Raw genomic sequence first — 18,836 nt, 5'->3', positions numbered from 1 at the left:
GGTTGTGCGCTGTTACCGCATCGTGGCCGTGTCGCTCACAGTGAGCTGCCGAACACCTGTGTCCACCAGGGGCCGCCCGCGCCCTCGTGGACGCCGAGACCCGTCTCCTTCACCGAGCAGTTGAGGATGTTGGCGCGGTGACCGGGGCTGTTCATCCAGGACTGCATGACCTCGGCGGCCGTCTGCTGGCCGCGGGCTATGTTCTCCGCGTAGGTGCTCCACCGGTAGCCGGCCGCGGTGATGCGGTCTCCGGGGTCCTCGCCGTCGGGGTTGGTGTGGTCGAAGAAGCCGCGGGCCGCCATGTCGTCGGAGTGGCGCTGCGCGGCGACGTCCAGCGTGGAGTTCTGCCGCACCGGTGAGCAACCGGCCTTCGCCCGTTCGGCGTTGACCAGCTCCAGCACCTGAGCGGCGAAGGTGCCGGCGGGCGCCTGCGGTTCGGGTGCGGCGGGGGGAGGGGTGGGGCGGGCGGTGGTGCGGCTGGGGGTGGGCGTGGGAGTGGGCGTCGGCCTGGCCTTGCGGGTCGGTGCCTTCGTGCTCGGCGACGGCGAGGCGCTGCGGGTCGGCGACGGGCTGGGGGAGGCCGAGGGGGAGGCGGTCGGGCTGGTCCGGGCGGGCTCGGGGGCGGACATGGCGGTGTCGGCGCCGGGGGTCTCGAGCGCGGCCGGGGGACGCCGGGTGTCGTCCCCGTCGCCCGGGAGCAGCAGTGCGGCGGTGCCACCGCCCGCCACCAGCGCGGCCACGGCGGCCACCGCGACCCGGCGCCGGCGCGTTCGGCGCCGCTCCTGACGCTGCTGGAGCCGGCCGCCGTCGGGGGCGGGCGGGGGACCGGCGGGGGTGCCCTGCGGGGCGGTGAGCGGATCGCCGTACGGCGTGGTGGCGGTGGGGTGCCCGGCCTCGCCGTATGTCGCGGTGGCAGCGGGATCCCCGGCCTCGCCGTAGGCCGTGGTGACGGCCTGATCCCCGGCCTCGCCGTACACCCCGCCTTCGCCGTACGCCCCGCTCTCGCCGTACCCCCCGGCCGCTCGCGCGTCCGCGGCCAGTGCCACGTACTCCCGCGGCGGCACGGCGGCGAGCCCGGCGCCCAGCGGGACGAGGGCCAGGCCCACGAGCAGGCCCTCGGCCGGGGCGAGGCCCGCGCCGAGGCCGCCGCAGACCGTGCAGTCACGGGTGTGCCGGGCGAGCCGCTTGCGCCACAGCGCCGACGGAGCCCCGTCCCAGGAGGTCACCAGGTCGTCGAGGAGCACACAGCGCGGCACGGCCGACAGCGCGCGCACCACCACCCGCGCCGCCTCCAGCCGCTCCTTCATCCGCTGCACCCGCACGGCGGTGTGCTGCGGCGTGAGCTCCATCGCCGCCGCGACCTCGGCACGGGTCAGCCGCCCGGCGGCCTCCAGCCACCACAGCGACAGCAGGTCCCGGTCCTCGGGGTCCAGCCAGCGGGCGGCCTCCGCGACCTCCCGCCGCTGCCCGGACAGACCGAGCCGCAGAATGGTGAGCCCGACGAAGTCGGCGCCGGGGTCCGGCACGTCGTACGCCTCGTGCAGGGAGCCCGCGGCCGGGGCGGCACGGTGGTCCTGGCGGTGGCTGCGGACGCGGTTCATGGCGATGGCCACCAGCCAGGAGCGGAAGCCCTCCGGGTCGCGCAGGGAACCGAGCCCGCCCAGGGCGCGGATCATCGTCTCCTGCACCACGTCGTCGACGTCGGCGTGCCCGTCCAGGGCCCGGCCGACGATGTTGTAGACCAGCGGCAGGTAGGCGGCGACCAGCTCCTGCCGGGCCCGTCCGTCCCCCTGCTGCGCCGCCTTCACCAGCGCCGCTTCGCCTCGGCTGCTCACGCTACGACCACTCTCTTCCTCGCTCCTGCCCGCGTGGTGGTGCACACCGCACGCGGTCCGTCACATGGGAGACCCTGCGGCCATCACGCGAATAACACAATCTTTCGAGGAAGAGAGTGAATCTTCTCCCGTCGTCCGCGACGGGCCGGCCTCTCCGCGCCGGTGACCGGCCTCCCGTCGTCCGCGGCCGGCCGCCGTGCTACCGCCGGCCGCCGAACTCCCAGGCGTACACCTCGACCGAGGCATAGCGGTCGGCCGTGAGGACGGCGCGGGCCGCGTCCGGGTCCGGGGCCCGCAGCAGTGCCGCCGTGCCGAGCCATGCCGTGCCGTCGTCGGACAGCAGCGACCCGTGGGCGATCAGCTCGTCGCGGTCCGCCGCCACGGCGAGATCGGCGGCCTCGCCCTCGCCGAGCCCGAGCACCAGGTACCGGTTGCCGCCCGTGCGGCCGCTGGGGTACTGCCACATCGTGCGGCCCAGGAGGTCGTGCCACCGGCGCAGCAGTACGTCCCGGTAGCCGCCGGCCTGATAGGTGGGCTCGTCGAACGCGAACGCCCGGGCGGCGGCGGGATCCGGCAGATCGAGGATGTGCACGCTGCCGAGGAGCGGGTCGTCGTCGCCGTCGCCCGCGAAGACCGGACCGCGGGCGATCATCCCCTCGGCGTAGCGGTCCATGTAGGACCAGTGTTCCTCCAGCAGTGCCTTGCGCAGGGGCAGGGAGCCGGGCCGGTCGCGGTGGAAGCAGAAGAAGTCCATGCGCAGACCCTGGCCGAGCCGCGCGCGGGTCTCAACGGAGATTCGGGCCGCCGCTGCGCACGGGCGGCGTCTCAGGGTCCGGGTGCCGTCACCGCCCGCGCCAGCCGGGACAGGGACGACGTGAGCCGGTCCGGGGTCACGCCGTGAGCGCGCTGGTGGAGGAAGACCTCGGGGGCGAGGCCGGCGAGGAGGGTGTCGGCGAGGGCCTCGGGGTCGGGGGTGCCGGCCTCGCGCAGGAGGGCGAGGACATGGGCGCGCCAGAAGCCGTACGCGCCGACGGTGAACCGCTTCGTGCCGGTCTCGGCGCCCAGCACCAGATGGCTGTGCCCGTCCAGCAGATCGACCATGGCGGCGAAGAACGCGGCCAGCCGCTCGCCCGGCGGCGCTCCGGGGCCCAGTGGGGGAGCGCCGCGCAACAGCCGTTCCTGCAACCGGCGTTCGTGCTCGTCCAGGAGCGCCGCGGCGATGGAGGTGACGTCCGGGTAGCGCCGGTAGAGCGTGCCCCGGCCGATCCCGGCCGCGCGGGCGATGTCCTCCATCGTGACCGACCGCGGATCGCCGGCGGCGAACAGCTCGGCCGCGGCGGCCAGCACCTTGGCGCGGTTGCGGGCGGCGTCCGCGCGTTCCCTCGTCTCCATGGGTCCAGCCTAGCGGAATAAGCGGACGGGCTGTCCGGTTGTGGTGTCCGTCCGGTATAACTGGACGCCCTGTCCGCTTGATGTCCCGTCACCAAGGGGGATCCCGTCATGCCCACGCTGCTGCACATCGACGCCAGCGCCCGCCGTACGTCCTTCAGTCGTGAGGCCGGTGACGCCGTCGCCGCCGCCTGGCGTGCCCGCCACCCCGACGGCACGTACCTGCACCGCGACCTCGCCCGCACCCCGGTCCCCCAGATCGGGGAGGCGTGGACCGAACTGTGCGACCACGTCCTGGAGCACGGGCTCACCGACCCGGCCCGCTACCCGGAGGCGGTGCGCACGCCCGCGCAGGCCGAGGCATGGGCCGTCGTCGAGCCACTGCTGTCCGAACTCCTCGCCGCCGACGCCGTGCTGATCGCCACGCCCATGTACAACTACTCGGTCCCGGCCTCGCTGAAGGCATGGATCGACCAGGTGACCTTCCCCCGGATGTCGCTGGCCGGACGCCGCTTCGTGGTGACGTACGCCCGTGGCGGGGCCTACGGGCCGGGCACGCCCCGCCACCCGTACGACCACCAGGAGCGCTATCTGCGGGACTTCTTCGCCGGGCACTTCGCCGTCCCGGAGGAGGACATGACCTTCCTCGGCACCGAACTCGTCAACTCCCGTACCGATCCCGCCCTCGCCGGCCGGCGCGGGGACCATGACGCCTCCCGCGCGGCCGCGCTCCGGGCCGCGCGCACGACGGGGGAGACACTGTGAGCTGGCTGCTGCTGCTCGCCGCGGGCCTGGTGGAGGTCGCCTGGTCGCAGAGCATCAAGCCCACGGCCGGCTTCACCCGCCCGCTGCCCACCCTGCTGTGCTTCGCGCTCGCCGCCGTCGCCGTCTATCTGCTGTCCCTGGCGATGAAGGGTCTGCCGGTCGGCACCGCCTACGCCGTCTTCACCGGGATCGGTGCGATCGGCGCGATCACACTGGGCGTCGTCGTGCACAAGGACCCGGTGACCGTCGGTCGGGTCGTCGCCCTCGCCCTGATCGTCGGCGGGGTCGCCCTGTCGCGGGTGACGGGGCCGCAGGGCTGAGCGCGCTCGGCCTCCGCCCGCGCCGTCTACGTGCCTCGACACGCCCGCAGGCGGGAGGGCGCCGCCTTCCGTCGCGCGGCTACCCTCGACGCGTGAACGACCTTTCGCCGTACGACCGGTACCGCGACGACGCCGCGGTGCTCGCGGCGATCGGGGCGCGCGTCGAGGCGCAGCACGCCCGAGTCACCGTGCGGCTGCCGAAGGACCTCGCGGACGCCGCGGTCGCCGCCTGGCAGCGGGACGAACGGGAAGCGCCGGGTGCGGAGACCGCCGCCCGGCGGCGGCTGCGCGACCATGCGGCGGAGCTCGCGCTGATCGGGCTGGCGATCGCCGAACGAGGCCGCTGGGAGGGCGGGGCCGTCCTGGTCGATCTGGCCATCGGCTCCGCCGGGGCGGCCGTCCGCGCGGCGGAGTGAGCGCGGGGGCGGCTGCGCGGCACACCGGGCCCGCCGGGTGACCCAGCTCACATCATCGGGCGGTCACATCGGTCGGGTGCGGTGCGTCAGTGGGGTGAAGCAGCCGACGAGGCAAGGAGATCGCCATGAACGCCCGTTTCCCCTACTACGGCAACCCGGTCGCGCAGAAGTTCCTGAAGTACATCAACTCGGCGGGCAAGGCCGTGTCGGACTCGGCGCTGCCGGCCGCGGTGCAGGAGCTGGTCAAGATACGTGCCAGCCAGCTCAACGGCTGCGGTTTCTGCACGGACATGCACACCAAGGACGCCGCGCACGCCGGTGAGACGCAGACGCGTCTGAACCTGATCGCCGCCTGGCGGGAGGCGACGGTGTTCACGGAGGCCGAGCGTGCCGCACTGGAGCTGACCGAGCAGGGCACCCGGATCGCGGACGCGGCCGGTGGTGTCCGCGACGAGGCGTGGGAGGCGGCGGCCAAGCACTTCGACGAGGACCAGCTGGCCGCCCTGGTGTCGCTGATCGCGCTCATCAACGCCTACAACCGGGTGAATGTGATCGTCCGGCAGCCCGCGGGCGACTACCAGCCCGGCCAGTTCGGCTGAGCCGGGCCTGCCGCCGCCGCGGGAGAGGGCGCCGAGATCCCCTCCCGGCGCCACTCCTCGCGCGGCGGCCTGGCAGTATCTGACGCCGGGGGACCCGGTGATGTCAGTGGTGGTTCGTAGGCTGTCCTGCACGCCGTCCGACCCCACTGGATCCGATGACCCGAGAGAGCAGGCAGAAATCACCGTGTTCCTGGAAACTCCCATCTACAGCCGCCTGGTGGCCGAACGGGGCGACATTCCCGCCCAGGTCAGCGGTGAAGCCGACCGGCTGCGCCGCGAGTTGGCCCGCGTGATACCGCCCGCGCCCCCCGGCCCGCCCGCCGGTCACCCCGGTCATCCGGGCCAGCAGGGCCGGCCGGCCGACCACTGGCAGACGGGCGCGCCGACCGGACCGTGAGCCCGCCGGCGAGGACGCCCCGTGGCCGGCCGCCCAGGCCGGCCGGCGGCGCCCCCGTACCCTCACGGGGCGAGGCCGTCCATGAAGTCCGCGACCAACTCGGCCACGACTGCGGGCCGTTGCAGATGCACGTCGTGCCCGGTGTCCGGCACGCTGACGGAGGTCACCGACGGCCGCAGCCGCAGCATCGCCTCGAACTCCCCCGGCGCGACGAGACTCGAGCGCGCCAGCACCACGAGCGTGGGGCAGACCACGGTGCGCCACTCCCCGAGGAAGGACCGCTCGGCGCACTCGGCCAGCGAACGGACCATCACCCCCCGGTCGAACCGCGGCCACCAGCCTCCGTCCCCCTCCCGGAGCCCGTCCGCCCATCCCTCGCCGACGGCTCCGCCCCCGAAGAACCGCACCGCCGCGTCGCGCGAGGCGAACGGCACCGGCCAGGAGTCGAGCCACCGCCCGATCTCCTCCGGCACCGCGGGGCTCGGCCCACCCGCACCGGCGTCGACGAGCACCACTGCGCGCACCGCCTCCGGATGCGCCGCCGCGGTGAGGAACGCGGTGTGCCCGCCCAGCGACTGGCCGACCACGACGGGCGCCCCGAGCCCCAGTTCTCCGGCGACGGCGACGACGTCCGCCACGTACGCGGCACGCGACACGTCCTCGGGGAGCCGCTCGGAGGCACCGTGCCCCCGCTGGTCGAGCGCCACCACACGGAAGCGAGGACTCAGCCGCCGCGCCACCGCGTCCCACTCGCCCGCGTGGCCGGCCAGCCCGTGCAGCAGCAGCACCGACGGTCCCGTACCGCCCCAGTCCCGGCAGACCAGCCGGACACCGTCGCGCACGACCGCACGCTCGCGCCACACCGTTCCCACCCCGCCGTTCCCTCCCCCCGCCGGAACCGGTCACCCGCCCGGTACGAGGACCCCGGAGAGATGATCGTAGGCGGTGTGGGCGTGCAGCCGGACCCCCACGGCGAGCGTGCCGTCGTCGGCGTAGAAGCGGGGGTTGTGGTTGGGCACCAGACCGCGCCCGCCCGGCTCGGGCGTGGGACGCCCGTCGGGACCGAGGGTGGCGTCCTGGACGCCGAGCATGACGTAGAGGCCGCCGTAGCGGTTGACGAACTCGGAGACGTCGTCGTACCCGAGCGTGGCGGACGTCTCGACGACCCTGTCCGCACCGACGACACGGCGCAGCGTCGGCAGGGCCGCCTCGACCCACTGCCGGGTGTTGTGCACGGCGGGCACGTCCTGGAGGTGCTCGACGTCGGCCGTACAGCCGTACGCCGCCGCGGAGTTCTCGGCGAGGAGGGTCAGCCGTTGCTGCACGTCCGCCATGTCGGACTCCACGGCGCAGCGGATCGTGCCCCACAAAGTGACGGTCTCGCCGATGATGTTGAAGCGTCCCACGTCCTCCACATGCCCGATGGAGACGGTGACGGGATGGAAGGCGTCCAGTTGCCGGTAGAGCTGGCCGATGCCGACCAGCACCGCGCCCGCCGCGGGCATCGGGTCGACGCCCTGCCAGGGGCTGGACCCATGGACCTGCCTGCCCCTGATGACGATCCTCACCAGGCAGGAGGCGCCGTACTGGTTGCCGACGCGGCACCCCACGAACCCCTTCGGATACGGCGTGACATGCATCCCGAAGGCCATGGTCGGCGCGGGATCGGCGAAGGCGCCCGCTTCGAGCATCGCCCGGGCACCGCCGCGCTCCCCGACGGGCGGACCCTCCTCGGCGGGCTGGAAGACGAACAGCACGGTGCCGGGAAGCCGTTCACGCACCCCCGCCAGGACCGTGGCGGCACCCATCAGCATCGCCGTGTGACAGTCGTGGCCGCAGGCGTGCGAGACGGGGAACGGTCCGCCGGGGTAGTCCCGGTCGACCACCTGGGAGGCGAAGCCGACGCCGCACTCGTCGGGCACCGCAAGCGCGTCGAGGTCCGCACGCAGCGCCACCACCCGGTCCCCGGGAAGACCGCCGCGCAGCACCCCGACCACACCGTGTCCGGCGATCCCCGTGCGCACCTCGTCCAGGCCGAGCGCGCGCAGCTGCTCCGCGACGAACGCGGCGGTCCGTGTCTCACGGTTGGACAGCTCGGGGTTCTGGTGCAGATGGTGCCGCCAGGCGACGACCTGCTCGGCGACCTCGGCCGCCCGTCGGTCCATCTCGTCGTGCAGCGCGCTGCCTGCCATGCGGTACGCCCTTCCCGTCCGGTGCCACCCCCCGCGGCCACGGTAACCAGGACGGGCCCGGTCGGTCAGTCACCGTAGAGCCAGCTGTCGAACGGCGCGTCGTCCACGACGTGGTACAGGCCGTAGGACGCCGCCAGGACGACCAGGCCGAACGCCCCCAGCCGCACCAGGACGGGGGCGGCGACGTTGACACTGTCGAACTGCCCCCGGATGGTCCGCCAGTCGCGTATGCGCCGGATGTCCCCGGCGCACATCGCCCAGAAGAACAGCCCGATGACCAGCTCGCCGCCCACGACGAGGGACAGCGCTGCGACGGCAACCAGGTAGTCCATGCGGTCGCTGTGATCCCCGAAGAACAGCATGCCCACGGCGGACAGCACCGCGCCGCCCGCCCCGTACACCAGCCCGCGCAGCAGCACGTTCCCCAGCCGCATCCGCGGCACCAGCACACCGTCGTCGTCCCGCTCCATGCCGGCACAGTAGCCACCGCCCGGCCACCGGCGCGCACCCGCCCCTGTCCGTGGGCACATGGACGATGCGGAGTGGGCGCACCGGCCCGGTCTGTACACCCCGTCCAGTGTGCCGTGCGGCGCCCCGGCCCGAGAATGCGTCCCTGGCAGACACGGACGGCTGGAAGGGGTACGCACACCGATGCGGGAACACGACGCGCGACGCAGAGACCGGCTGCCGCTGTCCGGCGTGCTCGTCGCGGACTTCGGGCGGGTGCTGGCCGCCCCGTACGCCACGATGCTGCTCGCCGACCTCGGCGCCGACGTGATCAAGGTGGAGCACCCCGAGGGAGGGGACGACACACGGGCGTGGGGACCGCCGTACGCCCATGGCGAGGCCACCTACTACCTGTCCGTCAACCGCAACAAGCGCTCCCTCGCGCTCGATCTGCGCGACCTGGACGGGCGGCGGCGCGCGGCGGAGCTGGTGCGCCGGGCCGATGTGCTGTTCGAGAACTTCCGGCCCGGCACGATGGCGAAGTACGGGCTGGACCACGCCCGCGCGCGGGAGCTGAACCCCCGGCTGGTGTACTGCTCGGTGACCGGGTTCGGGGCCGGGGAGGGGGCCGCGCTGCCCGGGTACGACCTGCTGATCCAGGCGGTCGGCGGGCTGATGAGCGTGACGGGACCGCGGGCCGGGGAACCGGTGAAGACCGGCGTCGCCGTGGTCGACGTGCTCACCGGGCTGCACGCCGCCGTCGGGGTGCTGGCCGCGCTGCGGCACCGCGACGCGACGGGGGAGGGTCAGCACGTCCAGGTCGATCTGCTGTCCTGCCTGCTGTCCAGCATGGTCAACCAGGCCGCCGCCCACACCCTGGCCGGCCAGGTGCCGGGCATCCTCGGCAACCGGCACCCCTCGATCGCCCCGTACGAGGTGTTCCGCGCCAAGGACCGGCCGTTCGTCCTCGCGGTCGGCAACGACCGGCAGTTCGCCGCCCTGTGCCAGGGGCTCCAGGCACCGGACCTGGCCGCCGACCCGCGGTTCACCACCAACGCCGACCGGGTGGCCCATGTGGACGAACTCGCCCGGCGTATCGGGGCGCTGCTCGCGGAGCGCACCGCCTCCGCATGGTTCGACCTGCTCGCCCCGCTCGGCGTGCCCTGCGGTCCGGTCAACGACCTCGCCCAGGCGTTCGAGCTGGCCGAACGGCTCGGCCTGGGCCCGCGCGCCACCCTCACCGGACCGGACGGCGAGCCGATGGACGTGGTCGCCAACCCGATCGGCCTGTCCGCCACCCCGCCCCGCCACGACCGGCGCCCGCCCCGGCTCGGCGAACACACCGACGACCTCACCGCCTGGCTGGACGCATGACGGGACGATCCCCCTGAGGCTCAGGCGGTGATGCCGAGCACCTCGAGGAAGGCGCTCGCGGCGGGGGTGCGGCCGGCGAGGTTCCAGACGGCGTACTCCACGCGCTGCGGTGCGTCGGTGACCTCCAGCGTGCGCACTCCGGTGAGTTGAGGGACGTAGGCGGAGGGCAGCAGGGCGACGGCGAGGCCCTGGCGGACCAGACGCGCCATGAGGAAGTCCACCGTCGTCACCTCGAAGGCGACCTCGCGGCGCAGTCCGGCGGCGGCGAACGCCTCGTCGGACTGGACGCGTCCGGCGGTGCCGGCCGGGAGGTCCACGAACACCTCGGCGGACAGGGCCCGCAGATCGACGGCCGCGTCGCCCGCGAGGGGGTGGTCCGGGGCCACCACGGCGACGAGCCGGTCCCGGCCCAGCTCCGCCCCGGCGACCCCCTGCGGCCGTGCCGAGGCGGGCAGCCCCAGGAACGCCACGTCCGCCGCGCCCTGCCGGACCTGTTCCACGAGATCCTCGCTCGCGCCGACCCGCAGGCCGATGCGCACCTGCGGGTACTTCCGGCGGAACTCCCGCAGCGCGTCCGGGACATCGACCGCGGCGACCGTCGGGATCAGCCCGACGGCGAGCCGTCCGCGTACCTCCCCGACCGCCGCCGCGACCTCGGCGGCCGCGCGCTCGGCGGCCTCCAGGCACTGGCGGGCCGCGGGCAGGAACGCCTCCCCGGCGGGGGTCAGGCGCACCCGGCGGCTGGTGCGCTCGAACAGCCTCGCGCCCAACTCCCGCTCCAGCCGGGCGATCTGATGACTGAGCGCCGACTGGACGACCAGACAGCGCTCGGCGGCCCGGGTGAAGCTGCTGGTCTCGGCGACGGCGAGGACATAGCGCATCTGCTGGAGTTCCATCGATCCATCGTGGATCACGATCGATCCCCTGACAAACATGTGTTGGACTCATCGATCGGCCGGAACCGACACTGCGGGCATGACGAGTCCACCTTCCGTGCTGCGGCTGACGCTGCTCACGGCGCTCGCGCCCGTGTCGTGGGGCACCTTCTACGTCGTCACCACCGAACTCCTGCCGCCCGGGCACCCGTTGTTCGGTGGGCTGCTGCGGGCGCTGCCCGCCGGGCTGCTCCTGCTCGCCGCCGGCCGGACGCTGCCGCACGGGGTGTGGTGGGGGAGGGCCGCGGTCCTCGGGGTGCTGAACATCGGGCTGCTCTTCCCGCTGCTGACCGTCGCCGCCGAGCGGCTGCCGGGCGGTGTGGCCGCGACCCTCGCGGCGGCCCAGCCGCTCGTCGTCGCGCTGCTCGCCGTGGTGGTGCTCGGGGAGCGGCTGTCGGTCCGGCGGCTGGCGTGGGGGCTGGCCGGGACGGCGGGCGTCGGGCTCGTGGTGCTGGGACCGGGGGCCGCCTTCGACGCCCTCGGAGTCCTGGCGGGGCTCGGCGGCGCCGCCTCCATGGCGCTCGGGGTGACGCTCACCAAGCGCTGGGGGCGCCCTGCCGGGGCCGGTCCCGTCGCCCTCGCGGGGTGGCAGCTGGCGGCGGGCGGCCTGTTCCTGCTGCCGGTCGCCGTGCTCGCCGAGGGGGCGCCCCCCGCCGTCGACGCGCCCGCGGTCCTCGGGTACGTCTGGCTCGGCCTGGTCGGTGGCCTGCTGGCGTTCGTGCTGTGGTTCCGCGGCCTCACCGCGCTGCCCGTCACCTCCGTCGCCGTCCTGGTCCTGCTCTCACCGCTGGTCGCCGCGGTGCTGGGCGTGGTCCTGCTCGGGGAGTCCTTCGGGCCGGTGCGACTCGCGGGGTTCGCCCTCGCGCTCGCCGCGATCGTCGCGAGCCGGCCGCCCGCCCCCTCCCGCACACCGTTCACCAAAACTGTGAAATCCCCGGAAGAAGGTCACGGAATTCGCACATTAAGGAGACGGCCGGCGATGGTCCGCGCGGTCCCGCGCTCCGGGTGTAACGCATCGGTACTCGCCCCGCGCAGACCAGGGGGAAAGGAAACGAAACCCTCGACAGATCGGAATTCCAGGTGAGCGACATCGACGTGCGACAGCCGGCAAACGGGCGGCGTGCGGCGCTGACGATCTGCACGATCGCCGACATGGCGGCAGGTCTGCTGGTGCTGTGGATCCTGCTGTTCCTGCTGGACGCGAATCAGGCGAACGCGTTCGTCGATTTCGTCCAAGGCTCCGCAGAGCTGCTGGCATGGTGGTCGCAGGATATTTTCACTATGGACACAGAAGGATTGCGCGTCATTCTCCATCACGGCCTTCCGGCTCTTCTGTACACGCTGATCGGGCATGGGATCGCCGCCCGGCTGAACCGGGTCTGAGAGGAGTGCGGAAATGACACGCGGCAGCACGGGCAATGCCCCGATCTACGAGGACCTGGTGCGCGAACTCGGCGATGTCGTCGCGGAGGCGCAGCGCGCGGCGGACCACATCGAGCACCAGGCGGCCGACCTTTTGGCCCGACGCCCCGCGCCCCGCCCGGTCGTCGGGCAGGGCGACGGCACGCTTCCGTAGGCGGCCGCCACGCCCTCGGCGTACGGACCCCGCGTCAGCGCGGGTCACTCCGTGCGCGGGCGGGGCCAGGATGTCGGCGGCCGTCGGCGGCCGTCTCCGGGGCGCGCCGAACGCCCTCGCCCGAGCGCGGACGAGGGCGCTTCGCCCGCTCCCGGATCAGGGCCGGCGGACGGTGTCCGGGTCCTCCACCGCGGTCAGCGGCTCGGCGGCGGGCCGGGTGTCCGGGGCCGTCGACCGGCGCAGACGGGTGGTCAGACGCGTGGCCACCGGCTCGGTCCAGCGGGCGGTGAGAGGGCCGAGGACGACCAGGATCAGCACGTACGCCGTCGCCAGCGGGCCGAGGGACGGCTCGATACCGGCCGTCACCGCCAGACCGGCGATGACGATGGAGAACTCGCCGCGCGCGACCAGGGTGCCGCCCGCCCGCCACCGGCCCTTGGGGGAGATCCCGGCCCGGCGGGCGGCCCAGTACCCGGTGGCGACCTTGGTCAGCGCGGTGACCACGGCCAGCGCGAGGGCGGGCAGCAGGACCGGCGGGATGGTGGCGGGGTCGGTGTGCAGACCGAAGAACACGAAGAAGACGGCGGCGAACAGGTCCCGCAGCGGCGCCAGCAGATTGTGCGCGCCCTCGGCGACCTCCCCGGACAGCGCGATGCCGACCAGGAACGCGCCGACGGCCGCCGAGACCTGCAACTGCTGGGCGAGACCGGCGACGACCAGCGTCAGCCCCAGCACCACCAGCAGCAGCTTCTCCGGGTCGTCGCTGGAGACGAAACGCGAGATGTGGCGTCCGTAGCGGACCGCGAGCAGCAGCACCAGCGCGGCCACACCGAGCGCGACGGCGAGCGTGACGCTGCCGGCTGCGAGCCCGGCGCCGGCCAGCAGGGCCGTGACGATGGGCAGGTACACCGCCATGGACAGGTCCTCCAGCACCAGGATGCTGAGGATCACCGGGGTCTCCCGGTTGCCGAGGCGGCCCAGGTCGCCCAGGACCTTGGCGATGACCCCGGAGGAGGAGACCCAGGTGACGCCGGCCAGCACCACCGCGGCGACCGGGCCCCAGCCGAGCAGCAGGGCCAGCAGGGCACCGGGGAGCGCGTTGAGGGCGGCGTCCACGAGACCTGCCGGGTACTGGGTCTTGAGGTTGGACACCAGATCGCTCGCCGTGTACTCCAGGCCCAGCATGAGCAGCAGCAGGATCACGCCGATCTCGGCGCCGATCGCCACGAACTCCTCGCTGTGGCCGAGCGGGAGCAGCCCTCCCTCGCCGAACGCGAGCCCCGCGAGCAGATACAGCGGGATGGGCGAGAACTGGAAGCGCGCCGCGAACCGGCCGAGGAGCCCCAGGCCGAGGATGATCGCGCCGAACTCGATCAGGAAGACAGCGGAGGAGTGCACCAGGGGTTCACTCCCGCCCGAGTATCGCCGCGGCCGCGTCCACGCCCTCGCGGGTGCCGATGACGATCAGGGTGTCCCCGCCGGCCAGCCGGAAGTCCGGACCGGGCGAGGGGACCGCCTCCGCCAGGCGCAGCACGGCGACGATCGACACGCCCGTCTCGGTACGCATCCTCGTGTCGCCCAGCAGCCGGCCGTTCCAGTGGGAGACCGCCGACAGTTCGATGCGCTCGGCCACCAGGCCCAGCTCGGTCGTCGACAGCAGGTTCGGGCTGTGGTGCGAGGGCATCAGCGCGTCGATGAGCGTCTCCGCCTCCCCGGACGTCAGCCGCACCGACATCGCGCAGGCGTCCGGGTCGTCCGCGCGGTACGCGCTGAGCGTCCGCGTCCCGTCCCGGTGGGCCACCACGGACAGCCGGCGCTGCTCCCGGGTGGTCAGGTCGTAGCGCACCCCGATACCGGGCAAGGGCGTACTGCTCATACGCGGAGCACCCATGGCTGTCCTCCTGTCTGGCTGGGCGTTTGACCGTTTCTTGGTGAACGGTCACGGCCACCCTAACCAGTGCGCCGGTGCCGGCCGAGGGCCGCCGTACGGCGGAGCCGTCCGGTCGCCGGCCCCGGCCGGATGCCGGGGCCGGCGACCGTCAGCGGGTGACGCGGATGTCCCCGGAAGCGGTCCGCGTGCTCGGCCACCCACTGGCCGAACGTCGGGTTCCGGGCCTGTCCACGGCACCCCCGACTCCGCCACCGCCTGCACCCCCGAAGGACGCCGGGACCTCAACCGGACGTGACGTCAACGGCGTTGATCACCTCGTTCCCGCGCCCCCGAGCTCGGCGCGGGCTCGGGCGGCGGCACCCGGCCCGCCTCGCCCTTCGGGATCCAGCGCAGGGCGATCGCGCCGAGGACGCCGTGCAGGACGGCGGCGACGGCCACGGCGAGGTGCAGGCCGGCGACGAAGGCGTGCTTCGCGTCATGGGCCGCTGCCCCCGCGAGGCCGGGCAGACCCAGCGTCTCGTCGAGGGTGCCCGCGAGGCCGGGGCCCTCCAGCCGGAACACCAGGGCGGCGAGGGAGCCGAGCAGTGCGATGCCGAGCGCGTTGCCGATCTCGTTGCTGGTCTCGGCGATCGCGGCGGCGGACCCGGCCCGCTCGGGCGGCACCGCGGCCACGGCGGTGTCGGCGACCAGGCTGAACGACAGGCCGTAGCCGACGCCGGTGACGACGGCGGAGGCGATGTACCAGCCGATCCCCCCGGACACCCCGGTCGCCAGCAGCAGGAGCAGCCCCGCGGCGATCAGGAAGTGGCAGGCGACGAGCCCCGCCTTGGTGCCGACACGGTCCGCCAGACGCGGTGTCACGACGCAGGTGACCGTGAGCACCGCCGCCCCCGGCAGCGCCACCAGCGCCGCGTCCATGACGGACAGGCCGAGCACGGACTGCAGGTACACACCCCCGAGATAGGCCACCGCGGACCAGGCCGCGAGCGGCAGCAGCCCGGTGACGGCCGCGACGGTGAACACCCGGTCGCGGAACAGGCGGAAGTCCATCAGCGGCTGCTCCAGCAGCAGCTGCCGCCGGACGAACCAACCCAGCAGCACGACGCCCACCGTCCCGGTGACGGCACCGGCCGTCGTCGGCCCCTGCGCGGCGAGATGCTTGACCGCGTGGACGGTCAGCAGGATGCCCGCCGCGGACAGCAGCACGCTCGGCACGTCGACCCGCCCCGGCCGGGTCACCCGTACCTCCCGCAGCAGCACCGGGGCCGCCAGCAGGAACACCACGGCGACCGGCACATTGATCAGGAAGACCGAACCCCACCAGAACCGGCTCAGCAACTGCCCGCCGACCACCGGCCCGATCGCGAATCCGGCGGCGAAGGTCGCCGCGAAGATCCCGATGGCCCGCGCCCGCAGCCGCGGATCCGGGAACAGCTCACCGAGCACCGCCAGCGCCGACGGCAGCAGCGTCGCCCCGGCCACACCCATCAACGCCCGGAAGGCGATGAGCAGTTCCGGACCCGACGCGAACGCCGCCCCGGCCGACGCCGCCCCGAACACCGCCGCACCGGCCATCAGCAGCCGCAGCCGGCCGTAGCGGTCGCCGATGCCGCCGAACGCGATCAGCAGGGACCCGACCGCGAAGCCGTACACGTCCAGGATCCACAACGCCTGGTCGGCGGTCGGTGAGAGGGCGTCGGACACCTTCGGCATCGCCAGGAACAGGACCGACCCGTCCATGGCCACCAGCAGCACCGGTCCGAGGACCACCAGCAGACCGAGCCACGCCCGCAGCCCGGCGGGGGAGGAGACACGCTGTTCGTTCATGCCTCCGACGGTGCGGCGTCGCCCGACGGCCGACCAGGCCCACGCCATGGGTACACCTCCCAGGTGCACCCTCGCTCCTGGCTCCCCGCCTACGCTCGAACCATGCAGCTGGAGAGCCTAGGGACCTTCCTCAAGACCCGCCGCGACCGTGTCACCCCCGCGGACGTCGGACTGCGCACCTACGGCACCGCCCGCCGCGTACCCGGCCTGCGCCGCGAGGAGCTGGCCCAGCTGGCCGGGGTCAGCGCCGGCTACTACACGCGCCTGGAGCAGGACCAGGCCGGAACCGCCTCCCGGCAGGTCCTCGACGCCCTCGCCCGGGTGCTGCGCCTGGACCCGGCCGAGACGGCCCACCTGCACAACCTCGCGCACCGGCCCGGCACCTCCCGCCTGGTCCGGCCCCGGCCCGAGACCCCCCACCCACGGGTCCTGGCGCTGCTGGCCTCCCTGGGCGAGTCGGTGCCCGCCCTCGTCCTCGGCCGGCGCGGCGACGTCCTGGCGTGGAACCGCACCGGGCACGCCCTCTTCGCGGAACACGTCGACTTCGACGCGCCCCACGACCTCGCCCGGCGGCCCTCGGTGCCGCGGATGTTCTTCCTCGACCCCCTCGCCCGCGACCTGCACCGCAACTGGTCCGAGCTGGCCCGGATCCACGCCGCCTACCTGCGGCTCACCGCCGGACGCCACCCCACCGACGCGCGCCTGGCCGAACTCATCGGCGAACTCGCCATGTCCAGCGCCGAGTTCGCGCGGCTGTGGGCCGAGGGGGACGTCGCCGACTGCACGGTGGGCACCATGCGGCTGCACCACCCCACTCTCGGCCGCCTCGACGTCGACTACCAGGTGTGGCTCCAGCCCGACAGCCCCGACCACCGGCTGGAGGTCTACACACCGCACGACGACGCCTCCGCCGACGCGCTCCGGCTGCTGGCCGCCCGGCTCGCCGGCTGACCGGACGCGCCGGGCGCACGGGTGGCGCAGGCCGCACGGGTGGGCGCAGGCCGCACCGGTGGCGCAGACCGTACGGCGGCAGCGGCGGGCGCGGGACGGGACGCGCGGGTGCCGTGCCCACCCTCCGCAGGGGCGGACACGGCACCCGCATCCCGTACGCGCGAACGGGTCAGCCGGAGGGCGGCGGCAGGACGATCAGCGCGTCGCTGTCGGGGCGTTCGCCCGTGCGGTCGCTGGGCAGACCCTGCAACTCGTTGTTCACCACCATCGCCGTCGAGCCGCCGCCGTCCAGATTGACGGCGTTGACCGCGCCGAGACTGCGCATCACCGCGGCGGTCTCGGGTGTGGACAGGCCGACGCTGTAGCCGGGGCGCCGGCCGTCGGCGGTGACCAGGACGATCCGTCCGTCGGCGGTGACACCGGCCGCGGTGCGCGGGTTGCGGCGCAGGTACCAGGCGTTGAACAGCGCGGCCCGGTCCATGCCCTGGATGGCCTCGGGACTCCAGCCGTCCCGCACCGGGTCCAGGGCCGTCTTGCCGCCCCGCACCAGCAGCGGCGCGCCGTTGATGACGGAGGTCTTCGCGGTCAGCGGCACCCGGGCGCCGGTGTCCGCGTCCACGACCCGGCGGATCAGGTCGAGTTCGGCGCCGACCGTGGCGTGCTCGCGCAGCCACGCGGCCGCGGTGCCCGTGGCCTGGAGCACGGTGCCCTGGGCGGGCACGGTCCCGCCCCGGCTCTCCTGCACGGCGGTCACCCGGCCGTCGGCGTCCAGGGTGGCCTGGTAGCCCGGTCCCTCGGGCGCCGCCTCGCCGAACTTCGGCGTCACCGCGATGAGTTCGTTGGGGTTGCCGCAGGTGTAGTCCTGGGCCGGGCGGTTGAAGGGCGTGGCGTCGCCGACACCGCCGCAGTTCACGATCAGGCCCGGCTTGCGGTTGAGGCCGGTCACCTGACGGGCGGCCCCGTCGGCGGTGCGGACCGCGAGCCTGGTCTCCAGCCGGCGCACCGATGTGCCCCGGCCGGTGTCGTGGGGCACCACCAGGGCGGGCCGGTCGTTCACCGCCTCCGAGACCAGGTCGCCGCCGACCACGGAGATCCCGGCGAGGTCGCCGTCGGTGCCCGCCAGCCAGGGGCCGGGCGTCGTACGGCCGCTGTCGATCACGAAGAAGCCGCCGTTGACCGCGGCGACCGCACCCGTGCGGCGCGCGATGGAGCTGGTGGTCTCCCGGCCCGGCACGATCTCGCTGGCCAGCTCGGAGCGGACGCGCCCGCGGAAGTCCGCCGGGTCGATGATCAGGACGTCCAGGGACCAGGGGCCGGTCGTGGAGTGCCCGTCCTCGCTGGTGTGCTGGACGTTGCCGCTGAGCCCGCGGGCCCGCATCCGCAGCCGGACCGCGTCGGCGGTGGCCTGGTCGGCGTACCGGCCGACCCGCACCGACCAGCCGAGCGGCCGGTCCTCGGGCCCCAGGGGATCGGGCCCGGCCGTCGGCGCGCGCCACGGCTCGAAGCCGGCGGCGCTGACCTTGCGCTCCAGCTCGGCGACCTCCGCCTCGGTCCGCCCGAACCCGGCCGTGACGGTCCAGACCTCGTCCGCCGACACATGGCCGCGCTCGATGGCCACATGGGTCAGCCCCGGAGCGACCTCACGGGAGGTCCGGGTCTCCGCCAGCGTGGCCGGGCCCAGGGGCAGCTTCACCGACTGTCTCGTCGCCGTACGCTCCAGCTCCGTCGGAGTGGCCACCGAGGTGGCCATCGTGCCGACGACCAGACTCGCGGCCATCGCGCCACCGATCAGTCCGCGTCGTGCCGTTCGCTTCCTCATGCGGCGTGCCCTTTCAGGTGAGGTTGACTGCGACCGTGCCCGGTGCGCGTGTCGCGCAGGGGGCCGTCCACTCGATGCGCGGTTACGGAGGGGTTGCCGTATG

General features: G+C 74.0%; 21 protein-coding genes. 10 read left to right on the top strand and 11 right to left on the bottom strand.

Annotated features, from left to right (window positions below; genetic code table 11):
- Positions 1-35: 35 nt before the first annotated feature.
- From ACSU6M_RS02140 to ACSU6M_RS02130, 3 genes are all read right to left on the bottom strand, one after another.
- Positions 36-1,835 (bottom strand): sigma-70 family RNA polymerase sigma factor, encoded by a 1,800-nt coding sequence (locus tag ACSU6M_RS02140; protein WP_437066500.1) that lies wholly within the window; start codon positions 1,833-1,835, stop codon positions 36-38.
- Positions 1,836-2,034: 199 nt separating this feature from the next.
- Positions 2,035-2,589 (bottom strand): YciI family protein, encoded by a 555-nt coding sequence (locus ACSU6M_RS02135; RefSeq protein WP_437066499.1) that lies wholly within the window; start codon positions 2,587-2,589, stop codon positions 2,035-2,037.
- A gap of 71 nt (positions 2,590-2,660) precedes the next feature.
- A complete protein-coding gene (locus ACSU6M_RS02130) occupies positions 2,661-3,227 on the bottom strand; it encodes a TetR/AcrR family transcriptional regulator (RefSeq protein WP_437066497.1) in 567 nt (188 codons plus the stop codon).
- A gap of 108 nt (positions 3,228-3,335) precedes the next feature.
- On the opposite strand from ACSU6M_RS02130, the gene ACSU6M_RS02125 reads away from it, so the two are divergent.
- The 5 genes from ACSU6M_RS02125 (at position 3,336) to ACSU6M_RS02105 (ending at position 5,721) form a co-directional block, all read left to right on the top strand.
- Positions 3,336-3,989 (top strand): FMN-dependent NADH-azoreductase, encoded by a 654-nt coding sequence (locus ACSU6M_RS02125; RefSeq protein WP_437066496.1) that lies wholly within the window; start codon positions 3,336-3,338, stop codon positions 3,987-3,989.
- Positions 3,986-4,309 carry a DMT family transporter gene (locus tag ACSU6M_RS02120; protein ID WP_437066495.1) on the top strand — a complete coding sequence of 108 codons (324 nt, stop codon included), beginning with the start codon at positions 3,986-3,988 and terminating at the stop codon, positions 4,307-4,309. The genes ACSU6M_RS02125 and ACSU6M_RS02120 overlap by 4 nt, the downstream gene beginning before the upstream one ends.
- 92 nt (positions 4,310-4,401) lie before the next feature.
- Positions 4,402-4,725, top strand: coding sequence for a hypothetical protein (locus ACSU6M_RS02115; RefSeq protein WP_437066493.1), 324 nt, complete (start codon positions 4,402-4,404; stop codon positions 4,723-4,725).
- Positions 4,726-4,850: 125 nt separating this feature from the next.
- Complete coding sequence (locus tag ACSU6M_RS02110) at positions 4,851-5,324, top strand: carboxymuconolactone decarboxylase family protein (protein ID WP_437066492.1); 474 nt, start codon at positions 4,851-4,853, stop codon at positions 5,322-5,324.
- 184 nt (positions 5,325-5,508) lie between these two features.
- Positions 5,509-5,721, top strand: a complete 213-nt coding sequence (locus tag ACSU6M_RS02105; protein WP_437066490.1) for a hypothetical protein — start codon at positions 5,509-5,511, stop codon at positions 5,719-5,721.
- A 62-nt stretch (positions 5,722-5,783) separates the two neighbouring features.
- On the opposite strand, the gene ACSU6M_RS02100 is transcribed toward ACSU6M_RS02105, so the two are convergent.
- The 3 genes from ACSU6M_RS02100 to ACSU6M_RS02090 form a co-directional block, all read right to left on the bottom strand.
- Complete coding sequence (locus ACSU6M_RS02100) at positions 5,784-6,563, bottom strand: alpha/beta fold hydrolase (protein ID WP_437066489.1); 780 nt, start codon at positions 6,561-6,563, stop codon at positions 5,784-5,786.
- Positions 6,564-6,623: 60 nt separating this feature from the next.
- Positions 6,624-7,913, bottom strand: a complete 1,290-nt coding sequence (locus ACSU6M_RS02095) for a M20 metallopeptidase family protein (RefSeq protein ID WP_437066487.1) — start codon at positions 7,911-7,913, stop codon at positions 6,624-6,626.
- Positions 7,914-7,978: 65 nt separating this feature from the next.
- Positions 7,979-8,383 (bottom strand): DUF6336 family protein, encoded by a 405-nt coding sequence (locus ACSU6M_RS02090; RefSeq protein WP_437066486.1) that lies wholly within the window; start codon positions 8,381-8,383, stop codon positions 7,979-7,981.
- 181 nt (positions 8,384-8,564) lie between these two features.
- Between ACSU6M_RS02090 and ACSU6M_RS02085 the strand changes: the two genes are divergently transcribed.
- Positions 8,565-9,734 carry a CaiB/BaiF CoA transferase family protein gene (locus ACSU6M_RS02085; protein ID WP_437066484.1) on the top strand — a complete coding sequence of 390 codons (1,170 nt, stop codon included), beginning with the start codon at positions 8,565-8,567 and terminating at the stop codon, positions 9,732-9,734.
- Positions 9,735-9,754: 20 nt separating this feature from the next.
- Here the strand turns inward: ACSU6M_RS02085 and ACSU6M_RS02080 are convergent, their stop codons facing one another.
- On the bottom strand, positions 9,755-10,630 hold the full coding sequence (locus ACSU6M_RS02080) for a LysR family transcriptional regulator (protein ID WP_437066483.1): 876 nt from the start codon (positions 10,628-10,630) through the stop codon (positions 9,755-9,757).
- 79 nt (positions 10,631-10,709) lie between these two features.
- Between ACSU6M_RS02080 and ACSU6M_RS02075 the strand changes: the two genes are divergently transcribed.
- The 3 genes from ACSU6M_RS02075 to ACSU6M_RS02065 are packed head-to-tail and all read left to right on the top strand — an operon-like array spanning position 10,710 to position 12,245.
- The gene (locus tag ACSU6M_RS02075) at positions 10,710-11,753 is read left to right on the top strand and encodes an EamA family transporter (protein WP_437066481.1); all 1,044 of its coding nucleotides are present in this window, start codon (positions 10,710-10,712) and stop codon (positions 11,751-11,753) included.
- Positions 11,750-12,052 (top strand): hypothetical protein, encoded by a 303-nt coding sequence (locus ACSU6M_RS02070; RefSeq protein WP_437066480.1) that lies wholly within the window; start codon positions 11,750-11,752, stop codon positions 12,050-12,052. The genes ACSU6M_RS02075 and ACSU6M_RS02070 overlap by 4 nt, the downstream gene beginning before the upstream one ends.
- A gap of 13 nt (positions 12,053-12,065) precedes the next feature.
- Positions 12,066-12,245, top strand: coding sequence for a hypothetical protein (locus ACSU6M_RS02065; protein WP_437066478.1), 180 nt, complete (start codon positions 12,066-12,068; stop codon positions 12,243-12,245).
- 156 nt (positions 12,246-12,401) lie between these two features.
- On the opposite strand, the gene ACSU6M_RS02060 is transcribed toward ACSU6M_RS02065, so the two are convergent.
- From ACSU6M_RS02060 to ACSU6M_RS02050, 3 genes are all read right to left on the bottom strand, one after another.
- Positions 12,402-13,643, bottom strand: a complete 1,242-nt coding sequence (locus tag ACSU6M_RS02060; RefSeq protein ID WP_437066476.1) for a cation:proton antiporter — start codon at positions 13,641-13,643, stop codon at positions 12,402-12,404.
- A gap of 7 nt (positions 13,644-13,650) precedes the next feature.
- On the bottom strand, positions 13,651-14,121 hold the full coding sequence (locus tag ACSU6M_RS02055; RefSeq protein ID WP_437066475.1) for a cation:proton antiporter regulatory subunit: 471 nt from the start codon (positions 14,119-14,121) through the stop codon (positions 13,651-13,653).
- 312 nt (positions 14,122-14,433) lie between these two features.
- Positions 14,434-15,963 carry an MFS transporter gene (locus ACSU6M_RS02050; protein WP_437066474.1) on the bottom strand — a complete coding sequence of 510 codons (1,530 nt, stop codon included), beginning with the start codon at positions 15,961-15,963 and terminating at the stop codon, positions 14,434-14,436.
- A 102-nt stretch (positions 15,964-16,065) separates the two neighbouring features.
- Here ACSU6M_RS02050 and ACSU6M_RS02045 point away from each other — a divergent pair, with 102 nt between their 5' ends.
- Entirely contained in the window at positions 16,066-16,914 is an 849-nt protein-coding gene (locus ACSU6M_RS02045) for a helix-turn-helix transcriptional regulator (RefSeq protein WP_437066472.1), read from the top strand.
- A gap of 169 nt (positions 16,915-17,083) precedes the next feature.
- Here ACSU6M_RS02045 and ACSU6M_RS02040 read toward each other — a convergent pair whose 3' ends face one another.
- Entirely contained in the window at positions 17,084-18,733 is a 1,650-nt protein-coding gene (locus tag ACSU6M_RS02040; protein WP_437066471.1) for a phosphodiester glycosidase family protein, read from the bottom strand.
- Between the last annotated feature and the right edge of the window lie 103 nt (positions 18,734-18,836).

Origin of the sequence: Streptomyces sp. enrichment culture (genome assembly GCF_964272895.1) — a bacterium.
Lineage (GTDB): Bacteria > Actinomycetota > Actinomycetes > Streptomycetales > Streptomycetaceae > Streptomyces.
Note: the sequence above shows the minus strand (reverse complement) of the source record. Positions and strands in the feature narration are given on the sequence as shown.